The following is a 16736-nucleotide window of genomic DNA, read 5'->3' as shown; positions in this document are numbered from 1 at the left end:
CGTTCGGCGCATCCGGATTTACCCTGATATCGCCGCCGTCACACCCTCACCTCAGCCGCGAAGGTACGCCAGCACCGCCAACACCCGACGATGTCCGCTGTCGGAGGCGGACAGCCCGAGCTTGGCGAAGATGTTGCCGATGTGCTTGCTCACCGCGGTCTCGCTGACCACGAGCCGGCCGGCGATGGTGCCGTTGTCCAGGCCCTCGGCCATCAGGCCGAGCACCTCGGACTCGCGTGGGGTCAGCGAGCGGATCGGGTCGTCGGACCGCCTGCGGCTCATCAGCTGCGAGATCACCTCGGGGTCCATCACCGTGCCGCCCGCGGCGACCCTCCGCAGCGCGTCGGTGAACTCGGCGACCCGGCCGACGCGCTCCTTGAGCAGGTACCCCATCCCGTTCGCGCCCTCGGCGAGCAGCCTGCCCGCGTACCGGTCCTCCACGTACGCGGAGAGCACCAGCACCGGGAACCCCGGCCTGCGCCGTCGCGCCTCCTCGGCCGCCTTGAGCCCCTCGTTGGTGAAGGTCGGCGGCATCCGGACGTCGAGCACCGCGGCATCCGCGGAATCCAGCACCTCCAGGAAGGACTCGGCGTTGTCCACCGCGGCGACGACCTCGAAGCCCTCCCCGCGCAGCAACAGCGCCAGACCCTCGCGCAGGAGGGCATCGTCCTCGGCGATCACGATCCGCACGGCAGCTCCACCTTCAGCGTCGTCGGCCCGCCCTCGGGGCTGGCCAGTTCCATCGTTCCCTCGAAGGCCTCGGCCCTGCGCCTGATCCCGCTCAGCCCGCCGCCCGCCCGCTCGACCGCTCCCCCGTGCCCGTCGTCGGTGATCGCGATCCGCAGCACCTCGCCGGAATCCCGGTCGGCCGTGCACAGGCGGACGGTCACCCCGCCCGCGCCGCCGTGCTTGACCACGTTGGTCAGTCCCTCGGCCACCACGAAGTACGCGGCCGACTCCACCGCGACCGGCGCCCGTCGCAAGCCGCCCAGGTCCAGCACGCACGGCACCGCGCACCGGCCCGCCAGCGCCGAGACCGCACCCTCGAGCCCGAGCTCGTCGAGGATCGGCGGGTAGATGTCGTGCACGATGGTGCGCAGGCCCGCGAGCGCGTCGGCGGCCGCGTCCTGGGCCCGAAGCAGCTGCGGCAAGGCCTGTTCCGGATTCGTCCGCAGCGACCGTTCCGCGATACCCAACATCATCCCCCCCCCGACGAGCCGGTTCTGGGCGCCGTCGTGCAGGTCCCGTTCGATCCGGCGGAGCTCCGCGGCGTGCGCGTCGAGGGCGGCCGCGCGGCTCGCGGTCAGCGCGCTGACCCGCTCCACCAGCCGCGACTCCCGAGTTGGCGCCAGCAGCCGCACGGCCAATCCGCACACCCCGCGCGCCATCAGCGGGGTCAGCCACAGCGCCAGCGCGCCGTAGGCGACACCGACCAGCGGCATGGCCGCAGCCCCCCACCACGATGTCACCGGGTAGATGTTGGTGACCGGCTCGTCGGCGGGCATCAACTGCCAGTACGCCGGGATCAGCAGGGAATTGACCGCACCGGCGGGGAGCGCGACCGCGAGCAGGCCCGCGACGGGCGCGATCAACGCGTGCGCCGCGAGCCAGCCTGCGTCCCGACGGGTCGAGGCCGCGGTCGCCAGTCGCCGCAGGTCCTCGAACGTCGGGTCGGCCGGGATCGGCAGGTATCGCTCGGGCAGCACCTCGCCCGAGAACCACCCCGCCCGGCGCCGGGCCAGCCCGGTCCACCATCGCAGCAGCCGCACCGCCCTCGGTGCCAGCAGCAGGCCCGGCCCGAACAGCAGGAAGATCATCAGCACCAGCCCGGCGACCAGCAGCGCCATCGACGCCATGCCCGCGACACCCTCCGCCGCCAGATAGCGCAGCGCACGCCACCAGCTCCGCAGCCGCCCGGTCCTCGCCATGCACCCAGCATGCCGCACCCCCGTGGGCGCTGTCGGTATAGCCAGCCACACCATGGATTCGGTAGCGCGCGGGATCGTCCGCCGCCGCGGCCGTCCATAGCGTCGACATCCATGAGCACACAGGTTCTGAGCCCGCCCGTCGCCGCCGTCCGACTCGAGCAGGTCAGCAAGAGGTACGGGTCCGGCCCCGCCGGAGTGACCGCGCTGCGCGGCATCGACCTCACCCTGCCCCGCGGGGCCTTCACCGCCGTCATGGGCCCGTCGGGCTCCGGCAAGAGCACCTTCCTGCACTGCGCGGCCGGCCTCGACCAGCCGACGTCGGGCTCCGTCTGGCTCGGTGACACCGACATCTCCCGGCTCAAGCCCAAGGCGCTGACCGTGTTCCGGCGCGACCACGTCGGCTTCGTCTTCCAGGCATACAACCTGCTGCCCGCGCTGTCGGTGGAACAGAACATCACCCTGCCGCTGCTGCTGGCCGGTCGCGGCGCCGACCCCGGCTGGCTCGACTTCGTGACCGGCGCCGTCGGCCTGGCGGATCTGCGCGGGCGCAGGCCCGCGGAGCTGTCCGGCGGCCAGCAACAACGGGTCGCGATCGCGCGGGCCCTGGTGACCCGGCCCGATGCCGTGTTCGCCGACGAGCCGACCGGCGCACTGGATTCACGGACCGGCCGCCAGGTCCTCGAACTGCTCCGCCGTACCGCCGAGGAGCTCGGGCAGACCGTCGTGATGGTCACCCACGATCCGATCGCCGCCTCGTACGCCGACCGGGTGCAGTTCCTCGCCGACGGTGCCTTCGTCGGTCACCTGGACCGGCCGAGCGCCCAGCAGGTCGCCGACCACATGACCCATCTCGGGGAGTGGTGACCCGATGAGATCGCTTGCAGGCGCGAATATTCGCGCGCACCGCGGCGGGTTCGTCGGCATGTTCGTCGCGGTGTTGTTCGCCGCGATGCTCGTCACCGGTCTCGGCGTTCTCATCGAGTCCGGGATCCGCGGCGGGATCGAGCCACAGCGCTACGCCGGCGCCGACGTCGTCGTCGGCGGCACGCAGTCGCTCGTCGTCGAGGAGGACATCGACCAGCCGTTCGCGGAGCGGGCGCCTCTGGCGGCCGACATCGTGGGCGAACTGGAGTCGATTCCCGGCGTGGCCCGGGCCGTCCCCGACCTCAGCGTTCCGCTCACGTGGTCGGGCAGGCCGGTGCAGGCGCACGGCTGGGCCTCCGCCGCGCTGACGCCCTACGAGATCCGGGAGGGACGGGCACCGAACGGTGCGGGCGAGGTCGTGGTGGACGGCGCCGAGCAGGCCCGCATCGGCGACCGGATCTCGTTGGCGCACGGCGGCATCGCCGACGACTACACCGTGGTCGGCGTCGCGGGCGCGAACCCGACCCCGGACCGGGCCGCACACGTGTTCCTGTCCGACGGCCAGGTCCATTCGCTGTCACCGCGTTCGGGCAACATCGACACCGTCGGAGTCACGGCGGCCGACGGCGTCACGGCTACCGCGCTGGCCGAGCGGATCCGCGAGCGGCTGCCCGAGGTCGAGACGTACACCGGACGGGCCCGCGGCGACGCCGAGTTCCTCGACGCGGGCGGCGCGCGAACCGAACTGGTGATGATCGGCATCTCATTCGCCGGGACCGCGGTGATGATCGCCATGTTCGTGGTGGCCAGCACGCTGTCGCTGTCGATCCAGCAGCGCAGGCGCGAGTTCGCACTGCTCCGCGCGGTCGGCGCGACCCCGGGTCAGATTCACCGGCTCGTCGGGCGCGAGGTGATGCTGGTCGCGGGCGTCGCCGCGGTCGCGGGCACCGTCCCCGGCTACGTCCTCGCCGGCTACCTGCGGTCTCGCTTCGCGGGAGCGGGACTGCTGCCCGCCGACTTCGCGTTGGCCCTCGGCCCGCTGCCCGCCGTCGCGGCCGTGGCCCTGAGCCTGATCACCGCACGGGCGGCCGCGGCCATCGCCGCGCGCAGGCCCGCCAGGATCAATCCGATCGACGCGCTGGCGGAGGCATCGGCCACCCCGGCCCGCCTAGGCCGCGGACGGACGATCACCGGGCTGGTCCTCGGCACGGCGGGTCTGGTGATCTCTCTGCTGCCCGCCGTGATCGGGGGCCAGGCGGCGCTCGCGGGCGCAGGGGGTGCCGCTGTACTGCTGATGATCTCGGTGGGACTGCTGGGGCCGCGCCTGGTCAGCGGCGCGGTGGCCGCGCTCGGCGGGCCGCTGCGCCGGTCGGGATCGCCCGCCCTGTTCCTGGCGGCCGCGAACACCCGCGGCAACGCCCGCCGCCTCGCCGCGGCCATCACCCCGCTCGCCCTGGCGATCGCGATCGGGTCGGTGCAGATCTTCGTCCAGAGCACCGTCGCGGCGGAGGCGGCCACCCAGTCGAGGGAGGGTGTCACCGCGGACTTCCTCGTCACCGGCACCGGGTCGGGACTGTCCCCCGCAGCCGTCGACGCGATCGGCCGGACGCCCGGCGTCGGGGCGGCGAATCCCATTGCCCGCAGCCAGGTCTACGCCCCGCGCTTCGACGGCGAGTCCACCACCACCGAGCGGTATGCGGCGCAGGGCGTCGACCCGGCCGCGACCGTCGCGACGATGGATCTGGAGGTCGAGTCCGGCAGCATGGACGCGCTGGCCGGACCGGGCACGGTCGCGCTGAGCAGCGACGCCGCCCAGACGCTCGGCGTCGGGCTCGGGGAGACCGCCACGCTCTACCTCGGCGACGGCACCGCGGTCAGCCCCACCGTCGTCGCGACCTACGGGCGCGGGCTCGGATTCGGCGACATCACCTTCGCGAACGAGGTCGTGCGCGCCCACACCACGAGCGGCCTGGACGACAGCGTGCTGGTGCGGGCCGAGCCCGGCAGGCGGTCCGAGGTCGGCGCCGCACTGACCGCGGCTGGTTACGCCGTCATCGACCGCGACGGGCTCGGCGCGGCGGGCGAATCCGAGCGCAGCGCGCAGTCCTGGACGAGCCTGATCGCGCTGTCGGTGCTGCTGGCCTACCTGGCGGTGGCGGTGGTGAACACCCTCGTGATGGCGACGGCCGAGCGTGGCCGGGAGTTCGCGTTGCTGCGACTGGTCGGATCGAGCCGCAGGCAGGTGCGCGCGATGATGCGCGCCGAGGCGGTGATGGTGGTGACGATCGCGTCGGTGGTCGGCACGCTGACCGCGCTGCCGCCGCTGGTGGGGGTCAGCCTCGGGGTCTCCGGGCAGCCGATCCCCGCCGTCTCCCCCGTCACCTACGCGGCGATCATCGCCGTCACCGTGACACTGGGACTGCTCGCGCTCGCGATACCGACCCGCGCGAGGCTGCGCGCCGACCCGGTCGCGGCGATCTCCTCCCGGGAGTAGGACCCGTCGCGCCCGGCACCGTCCCGCGGTGCCGGGTGCGCGGCTCCGGTGCACGAGTGCTGTCTCAGGTCGGTGGGATCGGCCGGAAGGCGCGGAGCTCGTCCCGTCCCGGCCTGACCACCCCGGCCGAGGATTCCATCACCTCGTTCCACGCGCCGGGAAGCTCGCGCAACGGTTCGGAGACCACGAACCGGGTCTCCCCACCCAGCTGGTGGAGGACGGGCACCTCCGGGTGGAGTTCCCGCAGCCTGGAGATCTCGGTCGAGAAGAACAGCGACCTCGATTGCCCCTCGGTCGAGTAGCGGAAGATCCAGGTGGATTCGCCGTCCGTCGTCGCGACCGTCATCTGGACCGGATGGTCGACTCCGTGGGCACGGCCGACGTCCTCGACGAGACCGACGGCCCTGGCGACTGCGTCGAAGGGGTCCTCGGTGAGCCCGAAGGTCAGGGCGAGGAAGAACAGCGTCTCGGAGTCCGTCGACCCCTCGAGGTCCGGGAACAGTGCGGGGTCGATCGCGGTCACCAGGTCGCGCCGGGTCTCGTGGAACCCGCGGAGGGCGCCGTTGTGCATCCACAACCAGCGCCCGTGCCGAAACGGATGGCAGTTGCTGCGCTGCACCGCGGTCCCCGTCGACGCCCGGACGTGCGCGAAGAACAGCGGAGTGCGGAGCTGACCGGCGATCTCGCGCAGATTCGAGTCGTTCCATGCCGGTTCGATGCTCTTGAACACCGCCGGTTCGGCGCCCTCGCCGTACCAGCCGATGCCGAAGCCGTCGCCGTTCGTGGTCGTGGCGCCGAGCCGGGAGTGCAGGCTCTGGTCGATCAGTGAGTGTTCAGGCCGGAACAGCAGGTCCTCCGCGAGGATCGGCTCTCCCGAGTAGGCCATCCACCTACACATACCTCAATTGAACACCGAACTCCGCCCGTCGTGCTCGGTCGTTCGCGGGGTCAGCTGACGCGTGCCCGGCCAGGGGCGACCGCGAGGGCGGCGGTGATGGGTTCGGGCGGCCCCGCGAGTCGACGCCTGCGGCGCCGGATCGCCTTCTCCGCCTCGATCACGACCGGGACGATCAGTGCCCAACCGATGCAGGCGAGCCACTGCCCACCCGTCAGGGACGTCGTCATGAGCAGGTTCTGGAGAAAGCCGGTCTCGACCGCGAACACGGTGACGATGATCGGGACGGACAGGATCTTCAGCGCGCCGAGCACGGGTGCGGCGAGGCCGGACTCGGGGTCACGCCTCATGACCAGGCCGCTGAGGACCGAACCGAACGACAGCACCACGAACGCCGTCGTCATCGGTACGCTCGCCTCGGTCGAACTCATCGGACCGGGGGCCAGGAGCATCGCCGCGAGGGTGACGGCGAACTGGAGGATCCCGTACGCGAGCCACTGGATGAACGCCTTCCGGTGTGCGATCGGGAGTTTCGGATCCCGGGGCGGTTTGCTCATCAGGTCCGGCGGCAGCGGGTCGAGCATGATGACGGCGACCGGGAACAGGGTGACGAAGAAGTTCTGGAACAGCACCATCAGCGGGGTGAGCGCGATGCCGTCGTTGATGTCGAACACGCTCGCGACGAGAAACAGCAGCACCAGCGCCAACAGCTTGGCCATCTGGTAGCGGACGTACGACACGATCTTCTCGTAGATGCCGCGACCGAGGCGGATCGCGGTGACCAGCGTCCCGAAGTTGTCGTCGGTCAGCACCATCCGTCCTGCCTGCTTGGTGACCTCGCTTCCCGACCCCATCGCCACCCCGATGTCCGCCTTCTTCAGCGCGGCGGCATCGTTGACGGCGTCGCCGGTCATGGCCACGATTGCGCCGCCCTGCTGCATGATGTCGGCCAGACGCAGCTTGTCCTGCGGCGTGACGCGGCCGAAGACGTGGAGTTCCGGCAGGGCCGCCGTCAGTTCCTCGTCCGTCATGGCCTGGAGTTCGGCGCCGCCGATCGCGCCAGGCCCGAGCCCCAGTTCGGCGCCGATCGCGGCTGCGGTGATCGCGTGGTCGCCGGTGATCATGCGGACGTCGATACCCGCCGCGTGGGCGGTGCGCACGGCATCGATCGCCTCCGGCCGAAGCGGGTCGATGATCCCCACCATGCCGACGAACGTGAGGTCCTCGACGAACGACATCGGGTCCGCGGTCACGGCCTCCTCCCGACCGTCGAGCAGCCGGGTGGCAAAGGCCAGCACGCGAAGCCCCTTCTCCGACATCGCACGGTTCGCGGCCGTCAGCTCGCCCCTGACCTCGGCCAATGGCACCACCTCCCCACCGGGGACGAACGCGGTCGCGCACCGCTCCAGGACCACGTCGGGCCCGCCCTTGACCAGCTCCACGAATCGCGTGTCGCCGCGGGCATGGAGGTGATGGAAGGTCGCCATGAACTTGTACGCGGAATCGAACGGCACCTCGGCCACACGCGGATAGGTCTGCCGGGTCAGCGGGGCGTCGACGCCCATCTTGGCCGCGAGCACCACCAGCGCGGCCTCGGTCGGATCGCCGACGACCTCCCCCGTGTCGGAGACGGTGGCATCGCTGTCCAGACACAACCCGTAGGCGAGCAGGGTGAAGTCCGGAACCACCTCCCCCGCAACGTGTGCGATCGTCCCGGCCTTGCCATAGCCCTCGCCGTCCACCGCGAACCACCGACCGTGAAAGTACAGCGAGCGCACCGTCATCTGATTCATGGTCAGCGTGCCGGTCTTGTCGGAGTTGATCGCGCTCGTGGCACCGAGGGTCTCGACATCGTTGAGGTTCTTCACGATCGCCTTCGCCTCGGCGAGCTGGCGCGCCCCGTAGGCCAGCATCGCCTGGACGAAGGTCGGCATACCGGTCGGGATGGCCGAGACAGCCATCGAGATGCCGAGCAGCAGTAGCGTTGTCAGGCTCTGCCCGCGCAGCACACCGAGGATCACGATGATCGCCACGGCCGTCCAGGCGATGACGGACAGCACCTTTGTCAACGAGTTCAGCTCGCGCTGCAGCGGGGACCTGCTCGGCGCGACGGCCGAGAGCATCGACGCGATCAGGCCCATCTGGGTGCGCATGCCGGTCTCCGTGACCACCATGGTGGCGGTGCCGCGGGTGACCGAGGTGTTCTGGAACACCATGTTGCTGCGGTCGCCGAGAGCGACGTCGGCGGTGTCGAGCGTCCCGGGATCCTTTGCGATCGGTGCACTCTCACCGGTCAGCGCCGCCTCCTGGGTCTCGAGGGTGGCCGACCGCAACAGTCGACCGTCCGCGGGGACGATGTCGCCCGACTCGAGCGCGACGATGTCGCCCGGCACGAGGTCGGTCGCGTCGAGCTGGGTCAGGACCCCGTCGCGCATCACCCGGGCCTGCGGCGTCTGCATCTTCGCGAGCGCGTCCACGCTGGCGCGGGCCTTCAGTTCCTGCTGCGTGCCCAGCACGATGTTGAGCACGACGAGCGCCGCGACCACGATCGCGGTCGGCACCTCGCCGATGATCACGCTGACGACCGCCACCGCGACCAGCATCAGGTTCATCGGGTCCGTCAGCTGCAGCAGTGCGATCGCCCACGTCGAGGGCGCCGGCTCGGCCGCGATCTCGTTGCCCCCGTATCGCCGCCGCCGCGCGTCGACCTCGGTCTCCGTCAGACCCGATCGCGGGTCGGTGCCGAGCGCCGCGACGACGGTGTCTGCGTCCTCGGCGTGCCATGTTTCGCCGGATTCGGCGGTGGCGCGTTGGCGGACCTGGTCGGGTGTTGGTTCCGTGGTGGCCATGACCGCTGCTCCTCGCCGGGTACTCGGAAACGTCAGTAAGGAGTGGGAATCCAGTGCAGCGCCAGCGCAGGCGCGCGATAGTCGCCGGGGCTCTGCCGCTTCGGCAGGGTGACGTCGGGACGCTCGAGCGGCGTGTACGGGATCTGGCTGAGCAGGTGACTGATGATGTTGAGCCGCCCACGCTTCTTGTCGTCGTTGAGCGCGACGAACCACGGCGCCAAGCCGGAATCGGTGAACCGGAACATCTCGTCACGGGCTCGCGAGTAGTCGTACCAGCGGCTGTAGGACTTCAGATCCAGCGGGGAGAGCTTCCAGGTCTTCCGCGGATCTTCGATGCGACTCTGTAGGCGCATCGTCTGTTGCTCCTCGCTCACCTCGAGCCAGTACTTGAGCAAAATGACCCCCGACTCGACGATCACGCGCTCGACCGCCGGGATGAGCTCGAGGAACTTCTGAGCCTGTTCCTCCGTGCAGAATCCCATGACGCGTTCGACGCCGGCCCGGTTGTACCAGCTGCGGTCGAAGATGACGACCTCCCCGGCGGCGGGCAGATGCGGCACGTACCGCTGAAAGTACATCTGCGACTTCTCCCGCTCGGTCGGCGCGGGCAGGGCCACCACCCGGAACACCCGTGGGCTGACGCGTTCGGTGATCGTCCTGATGACCCCGCCCTTCCCGGCGGTATCGCGGCCCTCGAAGAGGATGCAGACCCTCGCCCCTGTCGACTTGACCCACTCCTGCAGCGCGACCAGTTCCGCGTCGAGCACCTTGAGATGGCGGCGGTATTCCTTGTTCGACATCGGTGGGGCATGTTCCGCGGCGGACGAGTCGATCAGCTCTCCGGCCTCGGCAGGCTGCCGCCCGGTCTGCTCGGATCGCTTCTTGGACTTCGTGTGCTTGGATTTGCCCACCGGCTCTCCCTCGGCCGTCCGCTCGTGCGTACTCGTCCGGTCCTCACCCGGTTCGCCGACAGCAGGACCGCGACACCGAGGTGCGCGGCCCTGCGACCGGAGTAGTCACCAAATCATCCTGCTTTCCATTGTGTTCCGGGTCAGACTGCTTGCGGCTTCCAGGTCGACACCGCCCAGATGACCACGACGTCGAGGGCGATGATCAGCACCGACCACCACGGGTAGTAGGGCAGCCACATGAAGTTGGCGATGATCGAGATCGAGGCGATCACGATCGCCGCCACCCGTGCCCATCCGGCCCCGGTGAACAGCGCGACGCCGATCACGCCGACCAGGACGCCGAGCACGATGTGGATCCAGCCCCACGTGGTGAGGTCGAACTTGTAGGTGTACTCCACGCCGACGATGAAGACCTCGTTCTCGGCCACCGCGGCGATCCCCTGGATGAGCTGGATGATGCCCACTGTCACCAGGATGACGGCCGCCCCCATCGACGTGCCTGCCGCGACGCCCTGTTCGGCCGGCGACTTCTCAGACATGACGGTCCCCTTCCTCGCAACCGAATGGTGCTATGTCCCCATTGTCCGCTTCCTGCACCGCGTTCATCGCGGATTCGAGGTTCGAATCCCGCTGACCCGGGCAGCGCCCCCGGTGTGCGATCCGTGCCTGTCCCGAGTCCCTATTGAGTCTTGACCGCCGTGGACAGCCGGGCAGACGATGAGTCGATGACCGGCGATGACGAATTGCTTCAAGTCGAGCACGTCATCGCGCGACTGATCGCTCGCTACCCCGCCGAATCGCCTGCGGACATCGAGCACACCGTGTGGACGATCCATCAGCGCTTCGCCAACGGCAAGGTCCGCGACTTCGTGCCCCTGCTCGTCGAGAAGGCGGCCCGGCGGCAGATCGCGGACCGGGTGACCGCCAAGACGGCCATGGGCGAGCGCGACGACGCCGCGCCATTCGATGGCCTTGTTTCCTAGCCGCGCGGCCCTCCCAGGTGAGATGCTGGCAGCGTCGCTCAACACTCGAATACCGTTCTGACCACGACCATCTTCAAGGAGAGAGGTCCTGCAGTGAACGACAACGAATTCGACGAAGTCGGGCCCATCGACTATCTCGTGGTGGAGTTCCCCGCCGACCGGCCGCCGGACGGGTCGGCGCTGCCGATGCTCCGCGATCTGGTCGACAACGGCATCATTCGCGTGCTCGATCTCGTGTTCGTCCGCAAGAACACCGACGGATCGCTGGCGGGAATCGCGATCGACGACCTCGGCCTCGAGGGCGGCGTGGACGTGACGCTGTTCGCGGAGGCGTCGTCGGGGCTGGTGAATCGAAGCGACGTCGAGGAGGCCGGTGCCATCCTCGAACCGGGCTGCTCCGGAGCCATTCTCGTCTACGAGAACCTGTGGGCCGCCCCGTTCGCCACCGCGCTGCGCCGCGGCGGCGCGCAACTCGTGGCCTCGGGCCGCATCCCCCTCCAAGGCATCATGGCGGCACTCGACTCGCTCGATGCCGACAGCTGAAGACGAAGGAGCACACCATGCCTGGACTTCTCCGTGGCGTCGCGCGTACCGCCGTCGTGGCCGGGACCGCGACCGCCGTCTCGAATCGGGTTTCCCGCAGGCAGGGTCAGCGGTGGAACGCCGAACAAGCCCAACAGGCTCCCCCGCCCCAGCCCCCGCCCCCGCCCGCAGCCGCACCACCTTCTGGCGGCGTCGATCGTCTCGCCGCCTTGCAGCAGCTCGGTGAGCTGAAGGCCCAGGGTGTGCTCACCGAGGACGAGTTCAACGCCGAGAAGGCCAGAATCCTGGCCTCCTGACCGCACAGCGGCGCCCAGGAAAATCGCTCGCGCGGCCGCCGCGGGGACGCTAGCGTCGGGACATGTCTCCTCCATATTGAAAGAACCCCGACATGACTGCGACGACGGCCACGGCCGCACGCCGGTACACACCCCTGGTCCTGATCAACCTCGCCACGCTGCTCTCGGCGACCGGAAACGGCATCACCATCGTCGCGCTGCCGTGGCTGGTCCTCGCACAGACCGGCCGGGCCACCGACGCCGCCGTCGTCGCAGGCGCCGCCACCCTGCCGCTGCTGCTCTCGAGCCTGTTCTCCGGCACGGTGGTCGACCGGTTCGGCCGCCGCCGCACCTCGCTGGTCTCCGACTTCCTGTCCGCGGTGTCGGTGGCCCTGATCCCGGTGATGGCCGCGACGGTCGGGCTGTCGGTTGGCATCATCGCGGCGCTCGCCGCCCTCGGCGCCGCCTTCGACCCGGCCGGCATCTCGGCCCGCGAATCCATGCTGCCGGCCGCGACGAGGGAGGCCCGGTGGTCGTTGGACCGGGTCAACAGCCTGTACGAGGCCAACTACAACGTCGCGTACCTGATCGGCCCCGGCATCGGCGGCGTGCTGATCGCCACGGTGGGTGCGGTGAACACCCTGTGGGTGACGTCCGTCTGCTTCGCCCTCTCGATCCTCACCATCGCCTTCCTCCGACTCGACGGCGCGGGCACACCCGACCGCGAGACCCGGCCGGAATCGATGTGGAGCGGCACGCTCGAGGGCCTGAAGTTCGTGTGGCACAACCGATTGCTGCGCACCCTCGCCCTTGTCGACATGGCGATCGTCGCGCTGTACATGCCCGTGGAGAGCGTGCTCTTCCCTGTCTACTTCACCGAACGCGGGGAGCCGGCGCAGCTCGGCTGGGTGCTGATGGCGATGAGCATCGGCGGCGTGATCGGCGCCCTGACCTACGGCGCGCTCGCCGCCCGCGTCAGGCGCCGGACCCTCATGCTGCTGGCGGTGACCGCGCTCGGCGGATGCATGATCGGCATGGCGTTCCTGCCTGCTCTGTGGGTGACGCTCACGCTGGCACTGCTGGTGGGCCTGGTGTTCGGGCCCGTCGGCCCGATAGCGAACTACGCGATGCAGACCCGCAGCCCCGAGCACATGCGCGGCCGCGTCGTCGGCGTCATGACCTCAACCGCGTACGCCGCGGGCCCGCTCGGCTACCTGCTTGCTGGCCCGTTGATCGACGCCGTCGGCCTGCGGATCACCTTCTTCGCGCTGGCGATCCCGGTCCTGGTGATCGCCGCGGTCTGCTTCACGCTGCCCGCTTTGCGCGATCTGGACGCACCGGTGCCCGATTCGGTCGACACTCGAATCCACTAGAGGGTGAGAGAGGAACGCCATGACGCACTACCTGCTCAGTGTCTACCAACCCGACGGACCGGTGCCCGCGCCGGAGATCCTCGAGGTGATCATCGAGGACATCGAAGCCCTCAACCAGGAACTCAAGGCCGCGGGCGCGTTGGTGTTCTCCGGGGGTCTGCACCCGCCGGAGAAGGCGACGGTCCTGCGGCCGAAGAGCGGCGAGGTGCTCGTCACCGACGGCCCGTTCGCGGAGGCCGCGGATCATCTCGGCGGATTCACGATCATCGAGGCGCCCGACCTCGACGCCGCGCTCGGCTGGGGACGCAAGCTGGCGGCCGCGACCACCCTGCCCATCGAGGTCCGGCCGTTCCAGCAAGGTCCCGAGGACTGACGCGCGAGCGGGGCGATCAGGCGCGGGTCAGCGCGTGACGATCAGCAGGAAGCCGCCGCCGCCCGGCTCGATCTTGGTGTCCAGCGTCAGCTCGGGCGCGAGCCGGGAGAGCCGGTCCAGCAGCCAGGCGGACGCGTCCTCGGCGTCGGACTTCGAGGGGCACCGCGCGACGGCGACCCGTCCTGGCTTGCGGGTGAGCTGCTCGACCACCCCGATGATCGGCGCGGGATCGATCACGAACAGCGCGTCCGACCACGGCACCACCGGCTTGATCGCGCCCTTCTTGGTGTTGCAGGCGCGGTGCGCGAGCCGCTCCGGGCCGCCCTTGCCCTTCTTGGCGGTGTTGATGCTGTCGATGCTCGGACCGCGCGGGTCGTTCACCGACATGTCCGGGTCGACGGGTTCGTCGCACAACCAGCAGCGCCACGATTCCCGTTCGCCGACCTCATCCAGCTTGCTCATGTGTACGACGCTACAGAGCGCCGGTCCCGGTCACTTGAACCCCATCACCTTGTCGCCCCACGCGGCCCGCAGCTCCCGGTCCGGGTCGCTCGCCAGGGTGTCGGTCTTGTCGATGAGCAGCGTCGCCCTGGTGTCCTCACGGTACGGCGCCCAGTGCTTGGAGGCGTCGAGCGCCGCGGGCACGCCGTGCTGCGCGAACGCCAGCCACCGGCGCTGCACCCGGCCGGACACCTCCAGCGCTGCCTTGCGTCCGCCGAGCCAGAAGGTCGGGTCGTGGTTGAGCGTGCCGAAATTGCCGAACACGTAGGGCAGTTCGGTGGCGTGCCCGGCGCCGACCCGGGCCGCCCACAGCATCGGGGTGGCGTGGTCGAACCGGTACACCCAGGTGGGCGAGTGCTTGCTGTGCGCGTCCGCGATCCACAGGCACGGCATCCGGAAGGCCGCGTCCCGCGAAACCGCGAGGGCACCGCTGGTCTTCGACCAGTCCGGGTAGGCCGAGATGATCTCCGCGACCCGGATCGCGGGCAGCTTCGGGTGGTCGGCGGCGATCGCGGTGAACATCTGGTTCACGGTGTCCGCGGTGACGGGCATGATCGGGGAGCGGGTGAGCCGGAAGATCGACGCCTCGTCCTTGTTGGTGCCGATGATCAACGGGATTCGGTGTGCGAAACCCTTCTGGAACGCGGCGACCGGGTACCGCGGCACCAGGTCGCCGTCGACCACTGGCGCCATCGACAGCGTGCCCGGCACCGAGGTCGTCACCTCGTCGAGCAGCACGTCGCCCGCCGCGGTCAGCTTCTCGATCGGCAGCTCACACAGCCTGCCCGCCTCGTCCTCGTTCACCCCGACGATCTCGAGGAAGCGCCTTGCCACCGTCGCCGCCCGCTCGGCACCGTAAACCGATGTGGCGGGCGCACTTTGCACGATGGCCTTGTGGAAGAGCCCCTCCGCTCGAGGCGAGGTCATCAGCGTCGTGATCGACCCGGCACCCGAGGACTCCCCGAAAGCGGTGACGTTGTCCGGGTCGCCGCCGAACGCGGCGATGCAGTCTCGCACCCATTCGAACGCGGCGATCATGTCGCGGAGCCCGATGTTGGTCTCGAACGGATGCTCGTCGGTCGAGAAGGTCGACAGGTCGAGGAACCCGAGCACCCCGGTCCGGTAGTTGACGGTGACCACCACGACGTCGCCCAACTCGGCCAGCCGCCTGCCGTCGTACACGCTCTGCGACGACGAGCCGACGCAGTACGCACCGCCGTGGATCCAGACCATCACCGGGCGCGGCGTCCCGTCCGGGCGGGGCGCCCACACGTTGAGCGAGAGGCAGTCCTCGTCCGCCACCGAGCCCGGCTCCATCGGCACCTGAACCGTCTTGGCCTGCGGGGCGATGGGGCCGAAGTCCCTGCAGTCGCGTTCACCCAGCCACGCTGACGGTGCCACCGCGGACCGGAACCGCCTCGCCGCGCCGGCGGCGGCGTACGGGATGCCCTTCCATGCGAACACCGAGCCTGCCGCGTAGCCGCGCGCGTCGCCGTCGCGGGCGGACACGGTCAGCGTCTCGGCCGGGGTCGCGGTCACATCCAGTCCGGTGGGCACGGCAGCCTCCTCGCAGCGGGATCCCAGCCAACGTACCAAGAATGCGCGACCACCTGCGGGAACCGGCGGGGGCACTGGGAGGCACGCCACACCCGGCCCGACCGGCGCTCCCGCTTGTCGGGAAATACGACTGCGCCGGCGACGGTGGTGGTCTGGGATGGAGCCATGTCATCACAGACCGTTTTCACCCCTGGAGCCCTGCTGGCGGGACGGCGCGCGGTTGTCACCGGCGGCGCGGCGGGCATCGGCGCGGCCATCGCGCGGTCGTTCGCGGCGCACGGCGCCCACGTCCTGGTCGCGGACCTCGATCCGGTCACCGATCGCACATTCGACCCGGCGGCGGGCGGGTCGATCGAGGCCATCGAGGCCGACGTCCGCACGGCCCCGGTACCCGAGGCGCTACTCGCGCACCGACCGGACATCCTGGTGAACAACGTCGGCCACTACCTGCGTCCGCCGCGCCCGTTCGCCGAGAACCAGCCCGATCTGTGGGAGCAGCTGCACGAGGTCAATCTCGGCCACGTGCTGCGGCTCACGCACGCCGTGCTGCCCGGCATGGCCGAGCGCGGCGGCGGCTCGGTCATCAACCTCACCACCGTCGAGGCACACCGCGCGATGCCAGGGCACACCGTCTACTCGGCCTACAAGGCCGCGCTGATGCAGTTCACCCGCTCGCTCGCCGCCGAGGTCGGCCCCACGGGGATTCGAGTCAACGCCATCGCCCCCGACCTCATCGAAACGGTGCAGGTCCCCTACGCCGAGCTGGTGCCCGAGGAGCAGACGCCGCTGTGGCCGACCTGGTCCCCGCTCGGCGGGCCAGGGCAGCCGGAGGACGTGGCGGGCCCAGCGCTGTTCCTGGCGTCCGACCTGTCCCGCTTCGTGACCGGCGGCACCATCCACGTCGACGGCGGCACCCACGGCGCAGGCGGCTGGGTGCCGCGCGCCTCCGGCGGCTGGACCAACCGCCCCCTCAATCCCTGACCGGTCCCCGAAGGACCTCCGTCCCAACGTCCTGATCCGCCGAGTGTGCACCTGCCGGGGCATCGCCCGAGTGCAGGCGCCGGCAGCTGCACACTCGGCGACCCCATCGCCGGCCGCTCCCACCAATAAGCAATCAATGGTTGCGCAACTTCGCACTGTCCGCTAACGTCACATGCAACCAAACGTTGCATATCGAAGAAGGGTGCGGA

Annotated in this window: 16 protein-coding genes; 8 read left to right on the top strand and 8 right to left on the bottom strand. The window is 70.1% G+C overall.

All coding sequences use genetic code 11. The features are described 5' to 3' along the window. Positions 1–51 precede the first annotated feature (51 nt). A complete protein-coding gene (locus BR31_RS0118740; RefSeq protein WP_027502323.1) occupies positions 52–690 on the bottom strand; it encodes a response regulator in 639 nt (212 codons plus the stop codon). Then, on the bottom strand, positions 678–1928 hold the full coding sequence (locus BR31_RS0118735) for a sensor histidine kinase (protein WP_027502322.1): 1251 nt from the start codon (positions 1926–1928) through the stop codon (positions 678–680). The genes BR31_RS0118740 and BR31_RS0118735 overlap by 13 nt, the downstream gene beginning before the upstream one ends. 111 nt (positions 1929–2039) lie before the next feature. Between BR31_RS0118735 and BR31_RS0118730 the strand changes: the two genes are divergently transcribed. Then, positions 2040–2792 (top strand): ABC transporter ATP-binding protein, encoded by a 753-nt coding sequence (locus BR31_RS0118730; protein WP_197023652.1) that lies wholly within the window; start codon positions 2040–2042, stop codon positions 2790–2792. A 4-nt stretch (positions 2793–2796) separates the two neighbouring features. Beyond that, positions 2797–5286, top strand: coding sequence for an FtsX-like permease family protein (locus BR31_RS0118725; protein WP_027502320.1), 2490 nt, complete (start codon positions 2797–2799; stop codon positions 5284–5286). A 64-nt stretch (positions 5287–5350) separates the two neighbouring features. Here BR31_RS0118725 and BR31_RS0118720 read toward each other — a convergent pair whose 3' ends face one another. From BR31_RS0118720 to BR31_RS0118705, 4 genes are all read right to left on the bottom strand, one after another. Then, complete coding sequence (locus tag BR31_RS0118720) at positions 5351–6184, bottom strand: class II glutamine amidotransferase (RefSeq protein WP_231496575.1); 834 nt, start codon at positions 6182–6184, stop codon at positions 5351–5353. Positions 6185–6234: 50 nt separating this feature from the next. Then, entirely contained in the window at positions 6235–9030 is a 2796-nt protein-coding gene (locus tag BR31_RS0118715; protein ID WP_027502318.1) for a cation-translocating P-type ATPase, read from the bottom strand. Between the two features lie 32 nt (positions 9031–9062). Next, positions 9063–9866 (bottom strand): polyphosphate kinase 2, encoded by an 804-nt coding sequence (gene ppk2 / locus BR31_RS29210; RefSeq protein ID WP_037177238.1) that lies wholly within the window; start codon positions 9864–9866, stop codon positions 9063–9065. Between the two features lie 215 nt (positions 9867–10081). Continuing rightward, entirely contained in the window at positions 10082–10480 is a 399-nt protein-coding gene (locus BR31_RS0118705; protein WP_027502317.1) for a DUF7144 family membrane protein, read from the bottom strand. A gap of 186 nt (positions 10481–10666) precedes the next feature. Here BR31_RS0118705 and BR31_RS29205 point away from each other — a divergent pair, with 186 nt between their 5' ends. From BR31_RS29205 to BR31_RS0118680, 5 genes are all read left to right on the top strand, one after another. After that, complete coding sequence (locus BR31_RS29205) at positions 10667–10924, top strand: three-helix bundle dimerization domain-containing protein (protein WP_051637566.1); 258 nt, start codon at positions 10667–10669, stop codon at positions 10922–10924. A gap of 93 nt (positions 10925–11017) precedes the next feature. Further along, positions 11018–11467, top strand: a complete 450-nt coding sequence (locus tag BR31_RS0118695; protein WP_027502316.1) for a DUF6325 family protein — start codon at positions 11018–11020, stop codon at positions 11465–11467. Positions 11468–11484: 17 nt separating this feature from the next. After that, positions 11485–11763 carry an SHOCT domain-containing protein gene (locus BR31_RS29200; RefSeq protein WP_037177220.1) on the top strand — a complete coding sequence of 93 codons (279 nt, stop codon included), beginning with the start codon at positions 11485–11487 and terminating at the stop codon, positions 11761–11763. 92 nt (positions 11764–11855) lie between these two features. Beyond that, positions 11856–13115, top strand: coding sequence for an MFS transporter (locus BR31_RS0118685; protein WP_027502315.1), 1260 nt, complete (start codon positions 11856–11858; stop codon positions 13113–13115). A gap of 19 nt (positions 13116–13134) precedes the next feature. Next, positions 13135–13488: a YciI family protein gene (locus BR31_RS0118680; RefSeq protein WP_027502314.1), complete on the top strand. Its 354-nt coding sequence runs from the start codon at positions 13135–13137 to the stop codon at positions 13486–13488. Positions 13489–13515: 27 nt separating this feature from the next. Here the strand turns inward: BR31_RS0118680 and BR31_RS0118675 are convergent, their stop codons facing one another. Continuing rightward, entirely contained in the window at positions 13516–13950 is a 435-nt protein-coding gene (locus BR31_RS0118675; RefSeq protein ID WP_027502313.1) for a hypothetical protein, read from the bottom strand. A 30-nt stretch (positions 13951–13980) separates the two neighbouring features. After that, positions 13981–15546 carry a carboxylesterase/lipase family protein gene (locus BR31_RS0118670; protein ID WP_442970227.1) on the bottom strand — a complete coding sequence of 522 codons (1566 nt, stop codon included), beginning with the start codon at positions 15544–15546 and terminating at the stop codon, positions 13981–13983. A gap of 165 nt (positions 15547–15711) precedes the next feature. Here BR31_RS0118670 and BR31_RS0118665 point away from each other — a divergent pair, with 165 nt between their 5' ends. Continuing rightward, positions 15712–16527, top strand: a complete 816-nt coding sequence (locus BR31_RS0118665; protein ID WP_027502311.1) for an SDR family NAD(P)-dependent oxidoreductase — start codon at positions 15712–15714, stop codon at positions 16525–16527. Positions 16528–16736: the final 209 nt, after the last annotated feature.

This window comes from Rhodococcus sp. UNC363MFTsu5.1, assembly GCF_000686785.1.
GTDB lineage: Bacteria > Actinomycetota > Actinomycetes > Mycobacteriales > Mycobacteriaceae > Rhodococcus_G > Rhodococcus_G maanshanensis.
This window is presented reverse-complemented; position numbering and strand designations above follow the sequence as displayed.

What these genes read in the sequence shown, in the direction of transcription:
- BR31_RS0118735 (WP_027502322.1), bottom strand. Translation starts at nt 1,928, where the DNA reads ATGGCGAGGACCGGGCGGCTGCGGAGCTGGTGGCGTGCGCTGCGCTAT.
- BR31_RS0118730 (WP_197023652.1), top strand. Translation starts at nt 2,040, where the DNA reads ATGAGCACACAGGTTCTGAGCCCGCCCGTCGCCGCCGTCCGACTCGAG.
- BR31_RS0118725 (WP_027502320.1), top strand. Translation starts at nt 2,797, where the DNA reads ATGAGATCGCTTGCAGGCGCGAATATTCGCGCGCACCGCGGCGGGTTC.
- BR31_RS0118720 (WP_231496575.1), bottom strand. Translation starts at nt 6,184, where the DNA reads ATGTGTAGGTGGATGGCCTACTCGGGAGAGCCGATCCTCGCGGAGGAC.
- BR31_RS0118715 (WP_027502318.1), bottom strand. Translation starts at nt 9,030, where the DNA reads ATGGCCACCACGGAACCAACACCCGACCAGGTCCGCCAACGCGCCACC.
- BR31_RS0118705 (WP_027502317.1), bottom strand. Translation starts at nt 10,480, where the DNA reads ATGTCTGAGAAGTCGCCGGCCGAACAGGGCGTCGCGGCAGGCACGTCG.
- BR31_RS29205 (WP_051637566.1), top strand. Translation starts at nt 10,667, where the DNA reads ATGACCGGCGATGACGAATTGCTTCAAGTCGAGCACGTCATCGCGCGA.
- BR31_RS29200 (WP_037177220.1), top strand. Translation starts at nt 11,485, where the DNA reads ATGCCTGGACTTCTCCGTGGCGTCGCGCGTACCGCCGTCGTGGCCGGG.
- BR31_RS0118685 (WP_027502315.1), top strand. Translation starts at nt 11,856, where the DNA reads ATGACTGCGACGACGGCCACGGCCGCACGCCGGTACACACCCCTGGTC.
- BR31_RS0118680 (WP_027502314.1), top strand. Translation starts at nt 13,135, where the DNA reads ATGACGCACTACCTGCTCAGTGTCTACCAACCCGACGGACCGGTGCCC.
- BR31_RS0118675 (WP_027502313.1), bottom strand. Translation starts at nt 13,950, where the DNA reads ATGAGCAAGCTGGATGAGGTCGGCGAACGGGAATCGTGGCGCTGCTGG.
- BR31_RS0118665 (WP_027502311.1), top strand. Translation starts at nt 15,712, where the DNA reads ATGTCATCACAGACCGTTTTCACCCCTGGAGCCCTGCTGGCGGGACGG.